Source organism: Armatimonadota bacterium (assembly GCA_013359125.1).
Lineage (GTDB): Bacteria > Armatimonadota > Fimbriimonadia > Fimbriimonadales > GBS-DC > JABWCR01.
In genome coordinates, this window is record JABWCR010000002.1 from 35,382 (window position 1) to 54,739 (window position 19,358).

Sequence of the window (19,358 nt, forward strand, 5' to 3'; positions counted from 1 at the left end):
AGGGGGGGGCTCTTAAGCCATTGCTCCTAGTTTTTGCCGTTGTAGGGTTTGTAGTCTCTTCGTTTTCCCAGAATTGCGAGCTGCCTAATGTGGGCTCCATGCCGCATAAGGGGGCGCAATACTTTGATGCGGCTCAGACAGGCGTCGAGCAGGCTCGTGCTATCGCAAGGGACTCGGCTGGCAACATCTATGTAACCGGCACCTCGCCGGGGTCGTCAAATAGCGACATCGTAACGATCAAGTACGACAAGAATCTGAGTCAGCTTTGGTCTCATCGTTGGGACGGCGGTCATGGGAACGATGTTGGGACAGGAATCGCCGTCGATGGCGGGCACAACGTCTATGTCTGCGGTCGCTCGGTCGGGTCTGGCAGCAATGGCGACGACGCTATCGTGCTTCGGTACGAGTACAACGTTCAGACCCAGGACTACTCGCTCAGTCACACCCGCCGTTACCACCACGGACATGGCGCAGACGGATTGAACGCGATCGCGCTGGACGGTCTGAACTCTCTGTACGCCGTGGGGTTTGTAACCGAGGACGATAGCACGAAAGATGCTTTGCTAATGAAACTTGATCGTAGTGACTTGGAGTTCTCGGAAGACTGGCCGCTTTCGGGCACCAATCCCGATGGAATGCGCATCGTTTCTGGACCTGCGAGCGGGCATGACGAGTTGACCGCCTTGGCGGTGGACAACGAACGAAACGTCGCTGCGGTCGGGTATGCCCATGTCTCAGGAGGGTCCAGCGGCCATCGCGACTATTTGACGGTTAGGTACGAGTTGGACGGCGATGAGGGATTTGTCGAGTTTTGGGGCAGTCAGAGCAGCGTGGACGATATCGGGTATGCCGTTACGACGGACAGTTCGAGAAACGTCTATGCCACAGGACACCGCGAAGCGCAGACGATAGCGGGCAAGGTCGGCACGATCAAGTATGAACCGGACGGCGACGTTGTCTGGTCCCATGAGTTGACCCATCAAGACTGGGACGGCGCAGCCGGGCTCAGCATGACGCTCGACCCTGCCGGATACGTCAACATTTCCGGGTGGGTCAAGCAGGAGGGTCGGGAGAAAGAGGACTTGTTAACGGTTCAGTACTGCCTCGCGCCCAATCCGGTGCAAGAACAGTGGTGGCGCATCTACGAGGTCGACTCAGGCGATGGGAGTCTCAAGTCGATTGGGACTCAGATCACAGTAGATTCAGATGGTCACATCTATGTGGCCGGGCATGGTTCCATAGGCAGTTCGTCCGATCGTTCGCTGATCGTCCTCAAGTACTCGCGATGCGGCGACTTTCGCTGGGGTTCGGTCTATAGCGACGAGTCGGAATTGGAGTTTTCTACCGCGACCGTTATGGTGGCTACATCCGATCCTTTTCAGTTCTACGTTGCTGGATACCCCCAGGATGGTTCGAACGAAAAGTATCTTGTTGTGCAGTACTGCCTATGGAAAGGCGACATCGATGCGAGCGGCGAGGTAGACGACACAGACTTATCTACTGTGCTTGGGTGCTTCGGCGAGGATTATGCTTACGCCTGTAGAGGGGAGAACGGTACCCCGGCCAACTGCCACATTGCCGATGTGAACCAAGACGGCGTAGTCGATGACGATGCATAGAATCTTTCTGTCCTGTTTGTGGGCAATAGCGATGGGTTTGGCCTTTGGCCAAGGCGAACCGCGCATCGATTGGATATACACCTATGGCGGCGCCGGCGATCAGATCCCGCAGGCATTGAGCCGCACTCCCGATGGCGCATTGGTGATGGCAGGATCGGTCATTCATCCGACGCCAAGCGGCTCGGCCACGGTGAAGGTCGGGATGGACGGTCGAGTCTGGTTTGAGCGGGTCGATCGGCCCAACGATCGCAATTATCTGAAGGCGAGCAACCAGTGCGTCGACGCGGAGGGATACATTTACGTTGTCGCGGAAACGGGCGGGATCGGCCAGCCGACGTATTCAACCACCTTGAAGATCGCGCCCGACGGTAGCCTGGTCTGGGCGCATCAAATGCATCCTGTGAACGTTGAACACCTGACTCCTCGGTCTGTGGCAGTAGGGTCTGATGGACGCGTTTTTGTCTGCGGGGCGGAGATTCGGGATCGGGACGGCGCCAACTCGTTTGCGCTGTACTGCCTTGACAGTTCGGGCAGACTGCTTTGGCAAGATTTCTTAAACGAGTTTGCTCCCAGCACGGATGCAAGAAGCGTCTTTGTCAACAGAGATGGAACCGCTATCGTAGTTCGTGGATCAATTTCCAACGGGGTCTCCTCGAACTTGGAACCCCTTGGGCGCGACTCGTATATTAGGAAATACTCGTCTACAGGCTCACATGTGTGGACAAGGAGATTTAGTGCGATTCGTCAGGATGGGGAAAGATACCTCTCCTTGTATAGAGGGGAATGGCTTGGGACCGGGACTTTGCTGTTGGTCGGCGCTAATACTGTTCGAGGCGGTGATGGTTGGATGGAGAGCCTTGCTTATGTCCTTGGTCTCGACCACCAAGGTGATATCGCAATGTCTCACTTGCTTGAGCACGAAACGAACGTCAGCCACTATCGGGATATCGCTGTGAGCGATGGATCGGTGTTCTGCGGCGGCGCGACCGGCCGCCGGAGTTCGTATCATCAAGGCTTGATGGTCAAGTTTGATTCCGAATTGCGCCCAATCTGGCAGGCATTGTCGAACCCGAATGCAACGCGGTCTGCCGGGTTTACCAATGTAGCGGTCGATCCTTTCGGGAGTTCTTATGCCGCAGGAATTGTCGACCAGAACTGGGGAGATATTTTCTGTTCAAGATTCAGCTCTGCAGGATCAGTGCAGTGGACTTTCGTGTACGACGGACCGGGAAGCAACTCGGATGGGACAAAGGGCCTAGTGGTCGATGAAGAGGGCGGCGTATACATCGGCGGCCATGCGGCCAATCGCACCAATGCCGACTTTGTGCTGATCAAGCTTCGTCAATGCATGGCGGACGCGAACGGAGACGGCCGAACCGATTCGCTCGACTTAGAGATCGTCCTAGAACGCTTTGGGTTGGAAGGTCCGACAGGCGACTTAAACGGCGACGGGATAGTGGACGATGCGGACCTTGCCTTGGCGCTCTATTTTTACGGCGCCGAGTGCTGAGAGGCTCGCTTGAGCCTTTCGGCCATCTCTGGCAGGACGCGGGCAGTGAGGGCGATGCCGGTCTCGTCGTAATCGGCCTTCTTGACATAGCCATAGGCGTAGCATTCGTCAACAAGCGAACTGTCGGCATAAGTCAGACGGGCATGGACATCGACGAGCATGGCGTCGACCGTATTCATAATGCGATCGAGGAGGTCGTCGAGACCAAGTCCTGTGCGGGCGGAGATGGCGACGGCATTCTCCTGCTCGGCCACCAATTGGCGAAGCGCGAAACTATCTTTGACCTTATCGGCCTTGTTAAAGACGGTGATCGTTGGAGCGTCGTGCACGCCCAATTCTCCCAGCGTCTCCATGACGGCGTCTCGCTGGAGCTCCCAATTGGGGTTGCTGGCGTCGATCACGTGGATGAGGAAGTCGGCTTCTGAAGCCTCTTGGAGGGTCGATTTGAAGGCTTCGATGAGGGTATGGGGCAGGTTGTCGAGGAAGCCGACAGTATCGCTCAGCAGCGCCGACCAGCCGCCGGGCAGGGCGACTTTGCGCGTGGTGGGTTGGAGCGTGGCAAAGAGACGGTCGTCGGCGTAGACTTCGGCCTTGGTTAAAGCGTTGAGGAGGGTCGATTTGCCCGCGTTGGTATAACCGACGATGGCTCCGAACGGGAACGGGAGTTCTCGCCTGGATTTGCGCTGTCTATCGCGCTGATGGGCGGCTTCTTGGATGTCTTCTTCTAATCGGGCGATGCGCGCGCGGATGCGACGGCGATCCGATTCGAGTTTGGTCTCGCCGGGGCCGCGGGTGCCGATTCCTGCGCCAAGACGCGAGAGCGCCGTGCCTTTGCCCATGAGACGGGGAAGAAGGTATTTGAGCTGAGCGAGCTCGACCTGGAGGGCGGCCTCCCGAGTGTGCGCGCGCTGGGCGAAGATGTCGAGGATCAGTTGCGTTCGGTCGATGATCTTGACGTCCAGCGCCTCTTCAAGGTTCTTGGCTTGGACGGCGTTTAGTTCGCCATCGACAATGAGCGCGTCCGGTTGGATTTCTGCGATGTGTCCAGCCAACTCTTCGACCTTGCCTTTGCCGATGAAGGTCGAGACATCGGGCGAGCGGCGGCGCTGTCGAAAGACAGCGGCCGTATCCAATCCGGCCGAATCGACCAAGGCGCGGAGCTCTTCCTCGACGTAGTCGTCCGATTCGGCGTCGGGGTTGATCAGCGCCAGCACGACGCGCTCTTTAGATTGCGTTTCAATTTCGTACTTTGGCATTCTATTCGTCCCACCTCAAGTGGCCGTTGATCGATATGGTATAGCAGGCTTTGCCCGTGATGATGTGATACCAGGCGAGCGGCAGTTCGACCGCGAATTCGCCCAAAATCACGCCGAGGGCAATTGCCCGGAGCTTCTCGTAGCCTGCTAAGCCCTGATAGCGATTGACAAACAGCTTGATCATCAGCACGATCAGCGAGCCAAACCATATATAGTCTATGCCGAAGTTCATCGATAGGGCGTATCCAGCGGGATGAATGGGGAATCCGGGGAACCGCAGACGTATGAAGTCGAGCAGAAGCACAAACGAGAAGGCGCCGGCGAAGAAGGCCATGCCCGTCAAATTGGGCGGGTATCGCTGCTGTGTGAGTTGCGTTACCACCGACGCCATGCTGCCTCCCAGATCGCCCGCGCCATACCGATAGCCGCGATTGACGTAGGCGAACTCGCCGCACAGGGAGCCGACGATCATGGCAAGGGCCAGCAGGATAAAGAGCCATCGCTGGCTGACTCGCGCGATTTCGCCCAGTTTCATGGCTTCGAGTTGGAAGGGAGACGGCAAAGTACGGTGGATGCGGTTCATGTAGTGAAACGTCGTCATCAGCCGGACGATGTTGCCTTCGGACAGATTCTGCGTGCCTGCAAACGAGACCATCAGTTGGTGCGGACCCATGAAAGCCATTTCGTGTATAGGGGCGCCCAGTTGTGCTCGCAATCGGGTTACCACAACGACAAAGGCAAAGTAGAGCGAGGTGTAAACGGTTACAAGCCACCAAGGCAGCCCGACCGCTGTGCCAAACGCGATGACGCCGACGAGGCTGGCGACGAAGCCGAAGAAGGCCCATCGAGATGAAATTGCGCTCGGCTCCGGATTCTGCCCAGATTTAATTTCGCGCCAGATTTCGGCCAAATAGCCTCGGCTGGCATAGACCATCGTTACGAAGAGGCCGATGAAAGCGCCCCAGCTCTGTTCGCTAAAATACGGCGCTGAAGGAACCAGGCCGCCGCCGCCGAAGACGCCCTGTTCGTAACCCATTGCAGCCGCGCCGACCTGCATGAACTTGCGGACAAAGTAAAAGAGAATGCAGGAGAAAAGCAGGTCGTTCGGCACGAAGACGGCGATCGCGCTGAGAAACGGAAAGATGCCGATCGGTATCCATCCAACCTGATTCCAAGGCGGCGATGTTAGATACTCCTCGCCTCGGGCTAGGAACCGTACGTTAAGCGCTGGAATCGAGGGGTAAAAGTAGCTGACGGCGTTATTGACATCGATGAAGACCATAACGCCAAAAGCGATCCAAAGATACTTGCTCTTCCAGAGCGGTGACTTTGGCTGGCAAAGAAGGAGCGGCGCTTGGAGGATTGGGAACGCGAGCCGTTCGCGCTGGGTCCATAGTCGGCGCATAAGCGAGTTCGCGCAGAGCATTCCAAACGCAGTCGTGCAGAGCAGGGCGGTCCAGGCCAGCATGATGGGCAGCCATTTGCCCATCTGCGAGAGAGCGAAAAGCAGGTCGTAACCGCCAACGGTGTAGCTTTCGAGGCCGCTTGGCGTCTTGAAGTAAAGGCGCTCTGAGACGTACGGGAGAATCTTAAGCCGATAGACTTCGTTTCGATCTTGAAAGAAGCCAAAAGAGTGCCAGAGGGGCGCTATCGCGTACTGCCATTCGCAAGCGAGACTGTTGCCCACAAAGATTATAGAGAAGTAGATGGCGAGATCGGCGGATGTGTAGAAGCCTTGTCCCCTCAGCCGCGACCAGATCGCGTTGAGGAATGCGACGACCATTAGAAGAGCGACCGGCGGGATGGTGAGCGAGAACATGATATCGACCACCGAGTCGGCCGACCAATAGGCGCAGACGGGAATTGTGAAAAACGCGGGCAGCACGGCGCGAATGCGGACCGGGTTTGGCTGGGATTCGGCGCCTTCGCGCATAGGCCCTAAAGTTCGGCGAAGCGCTGGGTGTTCCTGGCCTGCTTAGTTCTTGATATAGGCGGGTTCGGCCATCCAGCGGGGATTGTCGCTGAGATAGAGCTTCAGCGCTTCAAGACAATTTTCGTTCAGGGTCTTGGTGATTTGGTTCTTGTCCCAGATTCGAAAGTAGCCCAGCGCGCCGCGCGCCAATGGGGCAGAGGTTGCTACGACGTAAGTCTTTTCGTCCAGTAGCAGATCGCGTCCGACCTTAATGGAGGATATCTTGGCTTTGTCGCCTTCCATCGCGAAGGAGACGGTAGCGCCCGATAGCTGAAGGAAAGAGTTCCACTTTTGCGGATAGAGTTCGAGCGAACGCTCGATCGCTTGTCGAATCTGCGCGCCTGTAAGATTAAGGGTCGCAATTTCGTCCTCGGCAAACGAGAAGCCCTTTGCCAAGTCGTCCAAAGAAGCGCGTCCTGGCTGGATCGTCTCGCTAGAAAAGAAAGCGGCTCCCAGAAAGGCGATGTCGGCCTTTGCGGCGCGGCGGATGGCTTCGACAAGCGTCTGCGCCCATGGGTTAGGCTCTGCGCCCGCATCGTCCAGCACAGTGCGGCGCGGCACATCCAGACTTTGGGACCAGATGGGGACGCACAGGACGACCACCGACAGCAATAGAGCAAGTTTCTTCATCGCGAACCTATATTATAGACGCTTACAACCTTATTATCGTTCCTGCGGATCGATTTCAGTAGGAAGCGCCGAGGCTCAGATAGGTGTGCCCCTTTCGCCCGACGGCAAACTCAAGCTTGATAGGGCCAATAGGGCTGGCAAAGTGGAGCCCAACGCCGACGCCCGTTTTAAGGTTGCTAAAGGTCGGACGGGAGCCTGGATTCCATGCCAAACCTTGGTCGATGAAGAACGAAGCCTGGATATCCTCCCAGACAGGGAACCGAAACTCGGCCGAAACAACGGCCATGCGCTGACCGAAAAACTCATCTTGGGCGTAGCCCCTGAGGGAATCGTATCCCCCAATCCAGAACTGCTCGCTAAGGGGCGCGTTGGCGCCCGCGACTCCGGCCATTGCCCTAAAGGCAAGGGAGGAATTGTCTTTGACCGGCATAAAGTATCGGAAGTCTGCGACAAAGCGATTAAAACGAAAGTCGGACGGGGCGACCGCATTCTCCGCAGTGAACGAAAAGTAGAAGCCTGTGCGTGGAAAGTTTAACTTTTCGCGAGTGTCCCAAATGAGCTCGCCACCGATGGTCTGCACTTTGCCTCGGTTAGCGGCTTTGCCAGACGGACCGATGAGATGGTTCGGGGCGTCGTCAAAATCAACCTGATCGGATCGGAAGAGAGCGCGCAGACCCATCGACTCGGTGAACTCGTAGCCTAGCCAAAAGCCGGCGCCGGATCGATGTTCAAAGCGCCGCAAGTTCGTTTCGATCGTAGAGAAAGTGGGATAGAACTGGCCGGTCCGGTCGTAGCCCTGCACGCCGATGCCGAACGGACTGCCCATAACGCGGTCGGCTTGGTAGGAGGCGAAGTAGGACGAACGGCCTTCAAAGACCTGGCCGGTGGTGATGTCGCGGAAACTGTCTCGTTGCCACGCCAGGCGGGCACGGTGGCCGAGCCCCGCAAAGTTGAGGTCTTGAGCGCTGACGAATCCAACAAGACCCGCTTCTTGAGTGTAGCCAAGGGCGAGCCCGACTTGTTGAGAGCGACCCTCTTCGACTTCGATCCGCGCCGTTACGCTACCCAGTTTCGACTCGTCGTCCGTTACCGGACCGATCTTCACGTCGTTCAAGTATCCCAGGCGTCCCAGACGGCGTCGAGCGGCCTCGACCTTGGGCGCATAATAGACCTCGCCCGGGGTAAGGCCCGCAAGATAGTAGAGCGTGTCTGATCGCGTCCTGCGGTTGCCGACCACTTCTACGAAGTTGATCCGGCCCTCTGCGATTTTCGCTCTTAAGACGCCGTCCTCGCTAAGGTCGTAGTCGGTTACGCGCATGAGGGGATAGCCCAGCCCGTGGAGATGAGCTTCGAAGGCTTGTATGCCTTTGACAATGTCGCCCGCCTTGTTCACCTCGGCCATCAGCCGCTCGTTAGCGGTCTTGGCGCTGATGACGGTCAGCCCCTCAACTTCAGTCCGGGTTATCGGTTGGGCCATCGCGGCAAGGAAAAGTATGAGGCCGGTTGCAACGAATGCGGTTCGCAGGACGTTCATCGGTATTCTCCCCTTTCTTGATCTCTTTGACGATCAAGGTATCACGGTTGGCGCCAATCGGCTCGTTTTTCAACCGGTTTTTGGGTCTCGCTTTTTCCAACGACATAGAGAAGAGCGGCGATCAGTCCGCCGATTCCCCCGACGACCATTCCAGGATAGCCGCCCAGTTCATAGCCGAGCCATGCGAGAAGTATGGCCGGAACGGTGTAGGCAACCAAAAAGAGCAGCGCCAACCCCGCAATGGCGCCGGCAAGTCCGCCGATCACGGTCCCTAACAGGCAACCGGGGATGCCGAAAGGAAGGCCCACAAAGAAGCCGATGAGCATTCCAAGCGGCGCGCCGAAAGCCATAGCCAACCGGGCAGGGTCAGTCTTAACCGTTGTCCGCTTGGTCATATTGCGATACCGAATTAGATAAGCGGCGCGGAGCGCTAAGTAGGGGTCGCGCTCTTGTCGGCGAGTCGGTCTGCCGGGCGGAGGAGCCTTTTGAACCGGTTTCTTCTGCGGCGGAGGCACATTGGCCAAGGCTTCATAGGCGGCATTGATCCGTTTCATTCGTTCTTCGTAGGCCGATTCGGAACCGGCAGGGGCTTGGTCGGGATGAAATCGCCTGGCTAGTTTAAGGTACGCCTGCCGGATATCGACCGGGCTCGAGCCAGGCTCGATTTCTAATTCGCGGTACGGATCGTGGCCCATACAGTGGAGTCTACCTTGGTAGGTAATCGGGGAAGTTTGCCAGTTTTTGCTTATCGGAACAGGAATCGGCACAACCTGCGTCGAACTTAACGCGGGCGAGGCTAGCGCTTCGTCCGAAACCGAAATCCAAGGAGCGGTTTTTCTCATGAGAAAGTGGTTTACCTTTGTTTTGTGCGGCGTCGTCGTGGCGGCCGCATTTGCCGATACGGGCACGGTCCAGCCATTTGTGGCGGATCGCGTATTAGTTAAGTTTCACGACCAGTTCTTGCCGGAAGGTTGGCGCGCGGGCGATTTGACCAAGGTTCATCCTGCAATTGCCAAGTTGCGACCTGTAGGTGCAAGCTACATCGTTGGCATCGATGTACTGGTGATCGACCTGAAGCCAGGGTCCGACGCGCCGGCGGCCGTTCGGGCATTGGCTAAGCATCCAGATGTTGAGTTTGCCGAATTAGACTTGATTTACGAAGCGCTCTGGACTCCGAACGATCCGCTAAGGCCTAACCAATATGGACTGGGCAAGATCTTTGCCTATGACGCCTGGAATATTTGGCGCGGCGATGCGAACTTCTTCACTTGCGTGGCCGACACAGGGATCGATCATGCTCATCAGGACCTTTCGGGCAAGTATGCGGGCGGTCACGACTACGTGAACAACGATACAAACCCGATGGACGATCATGGGCACGGCACGCACTGTTCCGGCATTGCGGCCGCAATGACGAATAACGGCATCGGCATTGCCGGCGTGGACCCATTGGGCCGGTTGAAGGCCACAAAGGTGCTCAGTTCCGGCGGAAGCGGATCGACGACGAACATCTCCAACGGCATTACATGGGCGGCTAACAACGGATGCCACACGGTCAGTTTGAGCCTTGGCGGCGGCGGATTCTCGAATACCATGAACAACGCCGTGAACTACGCTTGGAACGCGGGATGCGTCGTGGTGGCGGCGGCGGGCAATAACGGCAATACCACGGTCGTTTATCCAGCTGGTTATGCAAACGCGCTGGCCGTTGCGTCTACTACCTCTACCGATGCGCGGTCTTCTTTCAGCAGCTATGGTTCGTGGGTTCAGGTCGCTGCCCCCGGTTCGAGCATTCGTTCGACGCTGCGCAACAACACCTATGGCGACCTGAGCGGCACGTCGATGGCTTGCCCGCACGTTGCCGGCATGGCGACATGGCTCTACAGCAAACTGATCGTCAATCCGGCTCAGCGGAATGTCGTTCATGCGGCTCAGATTAGACAGATCATCGAGGATACGGCCGATCCGGTGGGCACCTTTGTTACTAAGGGCCGCGTCAACATGAATCGCGCTATTCGCGCTATTGTCATCAATGGCGATGTCAATGGCGATGGATGCGTGGACGACCGTGACTTGGCGATGGTATTGGACGCATATGGAGACTCTGGGCCGAACCGAGCCGATCTGAACAATACGGGCATTGTGGACGACGCCGACTTGGCCATTGTGCTGAACTATTTTGGCGTTGGTTGCACGTCGAACTGACGGGTCTGGTTGCGCCCTAAGATAGGCCAAAGGGAGGGGACGCAAGACCCCTCCCTTTAATTTATGGTAGCCCCAGCGGGATTCGAACCCGCGGTCTCCTGGCTGAGAACCAGGCGTCCTAGGCCGCTAGACCATGGGGCCTTACACTTTGATTTTACCTTTGACGGTAGCAAGTTGTCAAGTTTCCAGTACCTCTCGGGCGCGGGCGACGGCGTCTTTCAAGGTTGGTACGATGTTCTGATGCCCTATGTGGCGGTCGAACTCTGCCTGGCGCATCAGCTGCGAAGGCTGCTCTCGCGCTCCGCATAGGATGAGGGTCCGGCCGGTTACTTTGAGCTTATCGGCAAGCAGTTCCAGCGCATGCAGTCCAGTGGCGTCGATTGCGTTCATGTTTCGGAGTCGAAGCACAACCACTTTCGGCAGGTTGTGAAGTTCTTTCTCGACAATTTCAAGCTTATCGGTCGCGCCGAAAAGGAACGGTCCATGGATCCGATAAACGACCGCGCCGTCAGGGATTTCGTTAGCCTGCAGCGAATGGGCAAAACCAGCCTGGACGTAGTCTTTGGTAACGCGGGTTACCGAAGTGGTGAGCGTTACCTTTCGGATATAAAGCAGGGCCGCCAGGATCATTCCGGCTTCGACGGCCACGGTCAGGTCTGCAAACACAGTTAGGGCGAAGGTGATGATCCATACGGTAATGTCGGCGCGGCTGAGCTTCAGAATCTCTGGGATCTCTCGCCACTCGCCCATGTTATAGGCGACAACAAAGAGAATGGCGGACAAAACGCACAACGGCGCGTGCTTCACTAGCGGAGCCGCAAAGACGACGACACAGAGGAGAACAACCGCATGGATCATGCCTGCCATAGGGGTTTTTGCGCCTGAACGAACGTTTGTCGCCGTACGAGCGATGGCTCCGGTTGCGGGCAATCCGCCAAATAGCGGCGTGGCAAGGTTTGCTAAGCCTTGCGCTGTCAGCTCGACGTTCGGATTGTGCTTTTCGCCTGTCATTCGATCGGCAACGACGGCAGATAGCAGAGATTCGATGGCGCCCAACATTGCGATGGTGAGCGCGGGCGAAAGGAGCGCAAGGGCGAGATCGGGCCTTAGCGTTGGCAGTTCAAACTTGGGCAATCCGCTTGGGATTCCGCCAAAACGAGTCTCGATAGTCTCGACAGGCAGGCCGACCCCCCATGCAATCGCCGTGCCGGCCACCATGGCGACAATTGCGCCCGGCACAACCTTTGCAAACTTTGCAAGGAGAACGATTCCCGCCAAAGATGAGACGCTCAACACTGTAGCAGTTAGCGATAGAGAATCCCAATGTTTTGCATAGTCGGCGACCCGATGGAGGAACTCGCCCGGCACGGAGTCCATTTGCAGGCCGAAGAAGTCTCGGATCTGTGTGCTTGCGATCAGGACGGCAATGCCGTTGGTAAACCCAATCACAACGGGTCGGGGCACGTATTTGATAGCCGCTCCCATGCCCGTTACGCCCAAAGCAACAAGGATGGCGCCTGCCAGGATCGTGCAGGTGAAGAGCCCATCCATGCCGTGCTTTTCTATGATCCCGGAGACGACCACGACGAAGGCTCCCGTAGGGCCTCCGATCTGCACCGTTGATCCACCGAGCGCTGAGATGATAAAGCCAGCTATGATAGCGCAGTAGATTCCGGACTGGGGAACGGTACCCGAGGCGATCGCGAACGCCATGGCCAAGGGCAGGGCGACCAATCCGACTGTGATTCCGGCGATGAGGTCCGACGCGAATGCCTTTAAGTTGTAGTTTCGTAGTCGATAGAAGGAAGCAGGTAGGAAATCGCCCTGGTTGAGCATAGGATTCTATTCTACCCAGGCGGGATTCGGACAATGGCCGGCGAAATAAGGCTGTGCATTTGTTCGTCATACCGTGAGAGGTGCGGAGTCTATGAGGCTATTAGGATTCTTGGCGGTCTTGGTCGTTCTGTGCTCGGGATGCAACAACGCGAAGAAGTTGGGGTTTATTTCCGGCAGCGTTACGGACGTGAACGGCAATCCGTTTGTCGGCGCTCAGGTGCGAGCGCAAGGGGGCGGCACAATAGCGGCGACGACCACCCAGACGGGCGCCTATGTTCTGACGGACGTGCCAGAGGGCTTCACCCGGATCATCGCCGAGGCGATAGTGGGCGGCGTGCGGTTCTTTGGTCAGCAAGTGGCGCAGGTTTTTCAGAACGAGCAGACAAAGAGCGTGAATATCATGATGGCGCCGGAAAATCAGTTGGGCGACATTGAAGGTCGGGTTTTAGCGCCGAACGGGTCGCCGATCAGGGGCGCGAGGGTCTTTGTCGGCGGGGCTTTAGCATCAGCAATGGACGTTACAGACAACGACGGACGGTTTTCCATTCGCGATTTGCCGGCAGGGTTTAGTTACCCAGTGGTGGCCTCGGCGCCCGATTTTGAAAACGACCGGCGCGACGACGTTCTGGTTACCGCCAATCAAGTTTCTACGCTTTCCTTCTTGCTGAACTTCTCGAGCAATCGCCCCGTATTCATGCCGGAGGGCCTTTTCGCCACCGCCTACACGCTTCCTCAAATTCCAGAAGCAAGGAGCAACCGGCACGTTCGCGCCTATGATGCGATCAAAGGCTGGTTAGACCCGGATCGACCCAAGGCAACGCTGAAGGGTCGAGCCGTTGGCGGCCACTTTGTAGAGGTCGATCTGGGTTGGGACTTTGAGGACAATCGGAGTATGCTGGGTTTTGGGGTATTTCGGGGCACAAACGCCACGGGACCGTTGAACAACGCGATTGCCTTCTTGCGAGATCCGTTGGCAAGCTACTATGCCGATCTAGACGGAGCGCTTCAGCCGGAGACGTCGTACTTCTACGAGATTGTCGCCTTGAACACGGACTATCTAGACGAGCCGACGCCGGACGGCAGCGAATCGCCCCGGAGCGACCGAGTCTCGGCAAGGCCGTTTCTATCGATCGACATTCTGTCGCCGCAACCGAACGCAATCACGTCTACAACGCCGGTCATCAGCTGGCAGTCGGTACCGCGCGCCGACGCCTATCAGATCATCGTCTACAATCGCTTTCCCGATTACGACGTTGATCCCTACTATCCCATCGATCCCGACAGTCCGGGCGAATCGCGGGTGCCGGCGCCACTGACCAGTTTCGTCTATCCGGGCAATCCGCCTTTAATTCCGGGCCGAACCTACTTCGCCGTAGTGATCGCGCTGACGAACGATGGATCGACCCGTTCGTTCAGTCAGATCGTTCCGTTCGAGGTTCGTTAGGTGGGGCCGGTCGACACAAGCAATAGCCCATTTGCTCGCTTAAGGCCGGGCCCGGCGTTGTCGCTGGGCGCCGGTTCGTTCTGGCAGCCCCGCCGCGAAAAAAACGCAACAGCGTCTCTTCCCCAACTGTTAGGCGCAATGGAGCATGCAGGCACCGTTGATAATTTCAGGCGCTTGATCGGCGAGTCGGATGCGCCTCGCCGCGGTCCGCGGTATACCGATTCCGACCTCTTCAAGTGGATGGAAGCGTGCGCGTGGGGCAATCGGGAGTGGCCGATCACCCAGTTTGGGCCAATTGAGGACATCGTTGTGCGGGCTCAGGGCGCCGACGGTTACCTGAACACCTACTTTGTCGACGAATTGGCCGACAAGCGATTTTCGAACATGATCCACGATCACGAGGTTTACTGCGCGGGGCATCTGTTTCAAGCCGCGATTGCGGCGCGCAGGTCGATCGGCGAGACGAAGCTCTTTGATGCCGCGATACGGTATGCCGACTACCTGTGCGAGGAGTTTGGCCCCGGCAAGCGCGAGGAAGCGGACGGTCATCCCGAAGCCGAGATGGCCTTGATCGAACTGTATCGCGAGACGGGCGAGGAGAAGTACCTGAAGTTGGCCAAGTTCTATCTGGATCAGGTCGATTGGCGCGGCGCGAGCGAGCTAGAAGGCCATGCGGTGCGGGCGCTCTACTTCTGTTGCGGGCTGGCCGACTGCGCGATGGAAACGGGCGATTCCGAGGCGATGGGGGCCCTGCAGCGGTATTGGCAGTCGCTGATGGAGACGCGGCTCTATGTTACGGGCGGCGCAGGCGGGCGACATGTCGGCGAATCGTTTGGCCGACCCTACGAACTTCCGAACGAACGCGCCTATGCGGAAACGTGCGCAGCGATCGCGGTGGCGATGTGGGCGCATCGGATGTTGCTGTTGACCGGCGACGGCCAATATGGCGATGCGATGGAACTGGCGCTGTACAACGGCTTCTTGGCGGGGGTCTCTTTGTCGGGCACGGAGTATTTCTATGTCAATCCGCTACGGTCGAACGGCAAAGCCGAAGGCGACCCTTGGTATCCCTGGGCCAGAAAGGGACCGCCTAAACGCATTGGCTATTACGAGTGCGCCTGTTGTCCGCCAAATATCCAAAGGACCTTCGCGTCGTTGCCGCACTGGTTTGTCAGCCGGACGACGAACGGCGTCTGGGCGCACTTGTTCGATAACGGCGTCATCGAATTGGGGGATGGGGGTCGCATTGTATCCGAAACGGACTACCCTTGGAACGGCGAAGTCTTATATCGATTTGAGACCGATAACCCGTTTGAGTTTCGGGTGCGACAGCCGGAATGGTCGGACGCCCGTTATTGGCTAAATGGGGAAGAATGCCCATGCGATGTTGAGAAAGGCTATGCGAAGATGGCCAGACATTGGCGCAAAGGCGACGAGTTGAAAATCGATTTAGGCTTGAGGGCGGAATGGGTCGAGTGCAATCCGCGGGTTGCCGAGAACAGGGGAAGCGTCGCACTAAAGCGAGGGCCATTGGTCTATTGTCTGGAGGCGGCGGACAACGAGAACGTGCTGGATGCAGTCGTCCGCGCAGGCGCGGAAACAAGGCTCGAACGGTTGGAAAATTTGGACGGCGTGCAATCTTTTCGGTTTAGCGGATTTGTGGACGATGCTGAGTGGCCGACTCTTTATCGTCGCGAAGGAAGCGCCCGTTTGAAGCCGATGGAGTTTGTTGCGGTACCCTACTATGCATGGAACAATCGCGGAGCAGGCGCAATGACGGTTTGGATGAGGCGGGTCGATGAGCGCAAGGGTTAGCATCGGCGCTCGCGCGCCGGAGATTGTAAACGCGATCATCGAGATACCCAAGGGATCGACGAACAAGTACGAGATCGATCCTGAGACAGGGCTGGTAAAGTTGGATCGGGTTCTGTATTCGCCGTTGTTCTATCCATGCGATTATGGGTTTGTGCCTCAGACGCACTATTTGGACGGAGACCCAATCGATGTACTGGTGCTGATTACGCATCCGACCGTGCCTGGATGTGTGGTGGAATCGAAACCGATTGCCGTTCTGGAGATGAGGGACGACAAAGGGCCGGACGAGAAGATCTTGTGCGTGGCGACCAAAGACCCACGATTTTCGGATTGGAACAGCCTGGCTGACTTGCACGAACACACTCAGCGAGAGATTTTCCACTTTTTTGAGGTGTACAAGAACTTGGAAGAAAAGTCGGTCGAGGTCGTGGGTTGGTCGGACGTAGACCTCGCCCGCGACCTGATTCAGCGGTATCGGACCGATTTGAGTTGAGCCGCGTTTCCCGCTTCATCACCAGCCCGCTCTGCAGCAATTTGGGTTATCATATGAGCGCTATGAAGGCGATTTGGCTTGCGGTACTGTGCGCGGCATGCGCGCTCGGCTGGTCCCAGTGCAATCCATCTGTGGTTTGGACGCAAGCACAGGGCGGGTTGGTTACGTCGGTGGCGCACTCGCCCGACGGTCAGTGGGTCGCTTCGGGCTCGCTCGGCTGGCGGTTAACCATTTGGCGAGCGAGCGACGGAGCGCTTTTGCGGTCGATGCTCGCGCCCAACGGCATCTATGCGGTCGCGATTTCGCCGGACGGGGCATTGGTGGCGGCCGGCAGCAACAACAACGTCGATAGCGTCTATCAAATCACAATCTGGAATCCTGCGACCGGCGCTCTCGTGCGAACGATCGAGGAGACGCACAACATAACCGCTCTAGCGTTTTCGCCCGATGGGCAGTTTTTGGCATCCTCGACGGGCGGTTTTGTAGGACGCGAGATCAAGATCTATCGAGCAATCGACGGCGCGCTGTTGAGGACGATAGAAGGGCACAACGGACCCATCTCCAAGATGGTCTACAGTCCTGACGGTCAGCACGTGATTTCTGGCTCCATCGATCAGACGGTACGGATTTGGCGAGTTTCAGACGGCGCCCCGGTTCGGACCATCTCGGACAACGACTATGTCGAGACAGTGGCCGTGTCCAGAGACGGCCAGTACGTCGCCGCTGGCGGCTACTTTGATAATCGAGTGAAAGTTTGGCGAATTTCGACAGGCGAACTGGTGCATACGTTTATCGGACACGGGAATCCGATCCACTCGATTGCTTTTGCGCCAGACGGGTTCTCCCTATCGTCCAGCAGCAGCGATTTGTCGATCAAGATTTGGAGCATGATTACGGGCCAACTTCTCCGAACGCTGGAGTGCGGTTCGGGCAGGCGCATCTGGTCGGTCGCTTACTCGCCATCGGGCAACGCCATCATACATGGTCTGGAGCAGAATGTCCGAAAGAGCCTGAATCCCTACTGGGCGCCGGGCGACTTAAACGGCGACCGGTGCGTAGACGACATCGATTTGGCTCTCATGCTGGAGCTTTTTGGAGCATTGTGCCTGGGCTGTCCGGCCGATGTTGATGGTAACGGCCTGGTAGACGACGGCGACTTGGCGACGCTACTGACGAACTTCGGCTTAGGCTGCTAGTGTTCGCTCTTCTCGATCGCTTTGATCCTGGCGCGGGCGCGCTCTAGGCTCAATCGAAGTTCGGCGCGCTCCTCTTCGTTGGGCGCTTTATCGAGCATCTCTTGAACCCGTTGCATGGCTGTACGGGCACGGTCCAAGTCGAGCTCAGCGCCTAATTCCGCCGTATCGGCCAATACTACGACGCGGTCCGGCAACACTTCTGCAAAGCCGCCAGAGATCGAGAGGACGCCTTCCTTTTGATCGGCAGTGCGGTATTCGATAGTGCCGATGGCCAACTCGGTAACCATCGGCACATGGCCGCCGTAGACGCCGTACGAGCCAACCGCCCCAGGCAGCGTTACCGAAATCGCGCGCGTCTCCAGTACCGTGCGCTCGGCGCTAACGACTGAGAACAGAAACTCTCTCATCAGGCGACCTGTCCTTGAAGCTCCTTGGCCTTTTCAAACACATCGTCCACGCCGCCGCACATGTAGAAGGCTTGTTCGGGCAGGTCGTCTAACTCTCCATCGATGATGCGCTTGAAGCCCTTGACGGTGTCTTCGACGCGGACGTAACGTCCGGGGATGCCGGTGAACTGCTCGGCCACGAAGTTAGGCTGGCTGAGGAAACGCTCGATGCGTCGCGCTCGGTTGACGGCAACTTTGTCGTCGTCCGAGAGTTCGTCAATGCCCAGAATGGCAATAATGTCCTGCAGGTCGCGGTATCGCTGAAGAATCTGTTGAACGCTGCGGGCGACGTTGTAATGGTCCTCGCCCACGATGTGCGGGTCAAGGTTCTTGGACGTGCTGGCAAGCGGATCGACGGCCGGGTAAAGGCCCTTGTCGGCGATGCGTCGCTCCAGGTAGATGTAGGCGTCCAAGTGGCTAAAGGTAGTCGCTGGCGCCGGATCGGTCGGGTCGTCCGCTGGCACATAGATAGCCTGCACAGAGGTGATCGATCCGCGCTTGGTAGAGGTGATACGCTCCTGCAGGGCGCCCATCTCGGACGCGAGCGTTGGCTGATAGCCGACTGCGGAAGGCATTCTACCGAGTAGCGCAGAAACTTCGGAGCCTGCCTGCACGAAGCGGAAGATGTTGTCGATAAAGATGAGCACGTCCTGGCCTTCTTCATCGCGGAAATACTCGGCCATGGTGAGGGCGGTCAGGCCAACGCGAAGGCGCGCGCCCGGCGGCTCGTTCATCTGGCCGAAGACCAGAACGGTTTGGTTGATAACGCCCGATTCGGTCATTTCCAGATAGAGATCGTTGCCTTCCCGCGTTCGCTCGCCGACCCCGGCAAAGACCGAGACGCCCTTATGCTCGGTGGCGATGTTGCGAATCAGCTCTTGGATCAATACGGTCTTGCCCAGTCCCGCGCCGCCGAACAGTCCGATCTTGCCGCCCTTGTTAAAGGGGCAAAGAAGATCGACGACCTTGAGCCCGGTTTCAAGGATCTCTGTCTTGACGTTCTGTTCTACGTAGCTGGGCGTCGATTTGTGAATGGGCGACGTTCGCTCTTGGCTGACCGGTCCCTTCTTGTCGATCGGCTCGCCCAAAAGATTGAAGAGACGGCCAAGCGTCTCGCGTCCGACAGGAACGGTGATCGGCGCGCCGGTATCGACGGCATCGATCCCTCGGACTAGACCATCGGTCGAAGCCATCGAAACCGTGCGGACGGTGTCGTCGCCAAGATGCTGGGCGACCTCGCACGTCAGATCGAGGCCCAACTCCTGGCTGGTTATCTTGATCGCATTGTTGATTTCGGGAAGTTCGCTTGCGGGAAAGCGAATATCGACGACGGGGCCCATCACTTGTACGACCTTGCCTATGTTAGCCATGTTTGCGCTCCATGCAGATTGTCTCCTAAAGT

The 19,358-nt window shown here is 57.5% G+C and carries 15 protein-coding genes and 1 tRNA gene; 7 read left to right on the forward strand and 9 right to left on the reverse strand.

From position 1 onward, the window contains the following. Positions 1 to 98 precede the first annotated feature (98 nt). Both HUU60_01485 and HUU60_01490 read left to right on the forward strand, forming a co-directional pair. Positions 99 to 1,619 carry an SBBP repeat-containing protein gene (locus HUU60_01485; protein NUL81378.1) on the forward strand — a complete coding sequence of 507 codons (1,521 nt, stop codon included), beginning with the start codon at positions 99 to 101 and terminating at the stop codon, positions 1,617 to 1,619. Continuing rightward, positions 1,612 to 3,129: a hypothetical protein gene (locus HUU60_01490; GenBank protein ID NUL81379.1), complete on the forward strand. Its 1,518-nt coding sequence runs from the start codon at positions 1,612 to 1,614 to the stop codon at positions 3,127 to 3,129. Before HUU60_01485 ends, HUU60_01490 begins: the two co-directional genes overlap by 8 nt. Here HUU60_01490 and hflX read toward each other — a convergent pair. From hflX to HUU60_01515, 5 genes are read right to left on the reverse strand one after another with little or no spacing between them, the layout of a single operon-like run. Continuing rightward, positions 3,111 to 4,385, reverse strand: a complete 1,275-nt coding sequence (gene hflX / locus HUU60_01495; GenBank protein ID NUL81380.1) for a GTPase HflX — start codon at positions 4,383 to 4,385, stop codon at positions 3,111 to 3,113. The genes HUU60_01490 and hflX overlap by 19 nt on opposite strands. Position 4,386: 1 nt before the next feature. Further along, complete coding sequence (locus HUU60_01500) at positions 4,387 to 6,318, reverse strand: hypothetical protein (protein ID NUL81381.1); 1,932 nt, start codon at positions 6,316 to 6,318, stop codon at positions 4,387 to 4,389. Between the two features lie 42 nt (positions 6,319 to 6,360). Beyond that, positions 6,361 to 6,987, reverse strand: coding sequence for a 5'-nucleotidase C-terminal domain-containing protein (locus HUU60_01505; protein ID NUL81382.1), 627 nt, complete (start codon positions 6,985 to 6,987; stop codon positions 6,361 to 6,363). Positions 6,988 to 7,042: 55 nt separating this feature from the next. Beyond that, positions 7,043 to 8,521, reverse strand: a complete 1,479-nt coding sequence (locus HUU60_01510; protein NUL81383.1) for a BamA/TamA family outer membrane protein — start codon at positions 8,519 to 8,521, stop codon at positions 7,043 to 7,045. Positions 8,522 to 8,562: 41 nt separating this feature from the next. Continuing rightward, positions 8,563 to 9,216, reverse strand: a complete 654-nt coding sequence (locus HUU60_01515) for a DnaJ domain-containing protein (protein NUL81384.1) — start codon at positions 9,214 to 9,216, stop codon at positions 8,563 to 8,565. A gap of 145 nt (positions 9,217 to 9,361) precedes the next feature. Here HUU60_01515 and HUU60_01520 point away from each other — a divergent pair, with 145 nt between their 5' ends. Then, positions 9,362 to 10,726 carry a S8 family serine peptidase gene (locus HUU60_01520; GenBank protein NUL81385.1) on the forward strand — a complete coding sequence of 455 codons (1,365 nt, stop codon included), beginning with the start codon at positions 9,362 to 9,364 and terminating at the stop codon, positions 10,724 to 10,726. A gap of 64 nt (positions 10,727 to 10,790) precedes the next feature. Here HUU60_01520 and HUU60_01525 read toward each other — a convergent pair. Next, positions 10,791 to 10,867, reverse strand: a tRNA-Glu gene (locus HUU60_01525). A 36-nt stretch (positions 10,868 to 10,903) separates the two neighbouring features. Further along, positions 10,904 to 12,562, reverse strand: coding sequence for an STAS domain-containing protein (locus HUU60_01530; GenBank protein NUL81386.1), 1,659 nt, complete (start codon positions 12,560 to 12,562; stop codon positions 10,904 to 10,906). A gap of 91 nt (positions 12,563 to 12,653) precedes the next feature. On the opposite strand from HUU60_01530, the gene HUU60_01535 reads away from it, so the two are divergent. Genes HUU60_01535 through HUU60_01550 form a run of 4 tightly spaced genes read left to right on the forward strand, consistent with a single transcriptional unit; the run spans position 12,654 to position 17,510 of the window. Continuing rightward, positions 12,654 to 14,006, forward strand: a complete 1,353-nt coding sequence (locus HUU60_01535; protein NUL81387.1) for a carboxypeptidase regulatory-like domain-containing protein — start codon at positions 12,654 to 12,656, stop codon at positions 14,004 to 14,006. Next, entirely contained in the window at positions 14,007 to 15,821 is a 1,815-nt protein-coding gene (locus tag HUU60_01540; protein NUL81388.1) for a glycoside hydrolase family 127 protein, read from the forward strand. Beyond that, complete coding sequence (locus tag HUU60_01545) at positions 15,805 to 16,314, forward strand: inorganic diphosphatase (protein ID NUL81389.1); 510 nt, start codon at positions 15,805 to 15,807, stop codon at positions 16,312 to 16,314. The genes HUU60_01540 and HUU60_01545 overlap by 17 nt, the downstream gene beginning before the upstream one ends. Next, positions 16,311 to 17,510: a hypothetical protein gene (locus tag HUU60_01550; protein NUL81390.1), complete on the forward strand. Its 1,200-nt coding sequence runs from the start codon at positions 16,311 to 16,313 to the stop codon at positions 17,508 to 17,510. Before HUU60_01545 ends, HUU60_01550 begins: the two co-directional genes overlap by 4 nt. On the opposite strand, the gene atpC is transcribed toward HUU60_01550, so the two are convergent. Next, positions 17,507 to 17,917: an ATP synthase F1 subunit epsilon gene (gene atpC, locus HUU60_01555; protein ID NUL81391.1), complete on the reverse strand. Its 411-nt coding sequence runs from the start codon at positions 17,915 to 17,917 to the stop codon at positions 17,507 to 17,509. The genes HUU60_01550 and atpC overlap by 4 nt on opposite strands. Continuing rightward, positions 17,917 to 19,326, reverse strand: a complete 1,410-nt coding sequence (gene atpD / locus HUU60_01560; GenBank protein NUL81392.1) for a F0F1 ATP synthase subunit beta — start codon at positions 19,324 to 19,326, stop codon at positions 17,917 to 17,919. Before atpD ends, atpC begins: the two co-directional genes overlap by 1 nt. Between the last annotated feature and the right edge of the window lie 32 nt (positions 19,327 to 19,358).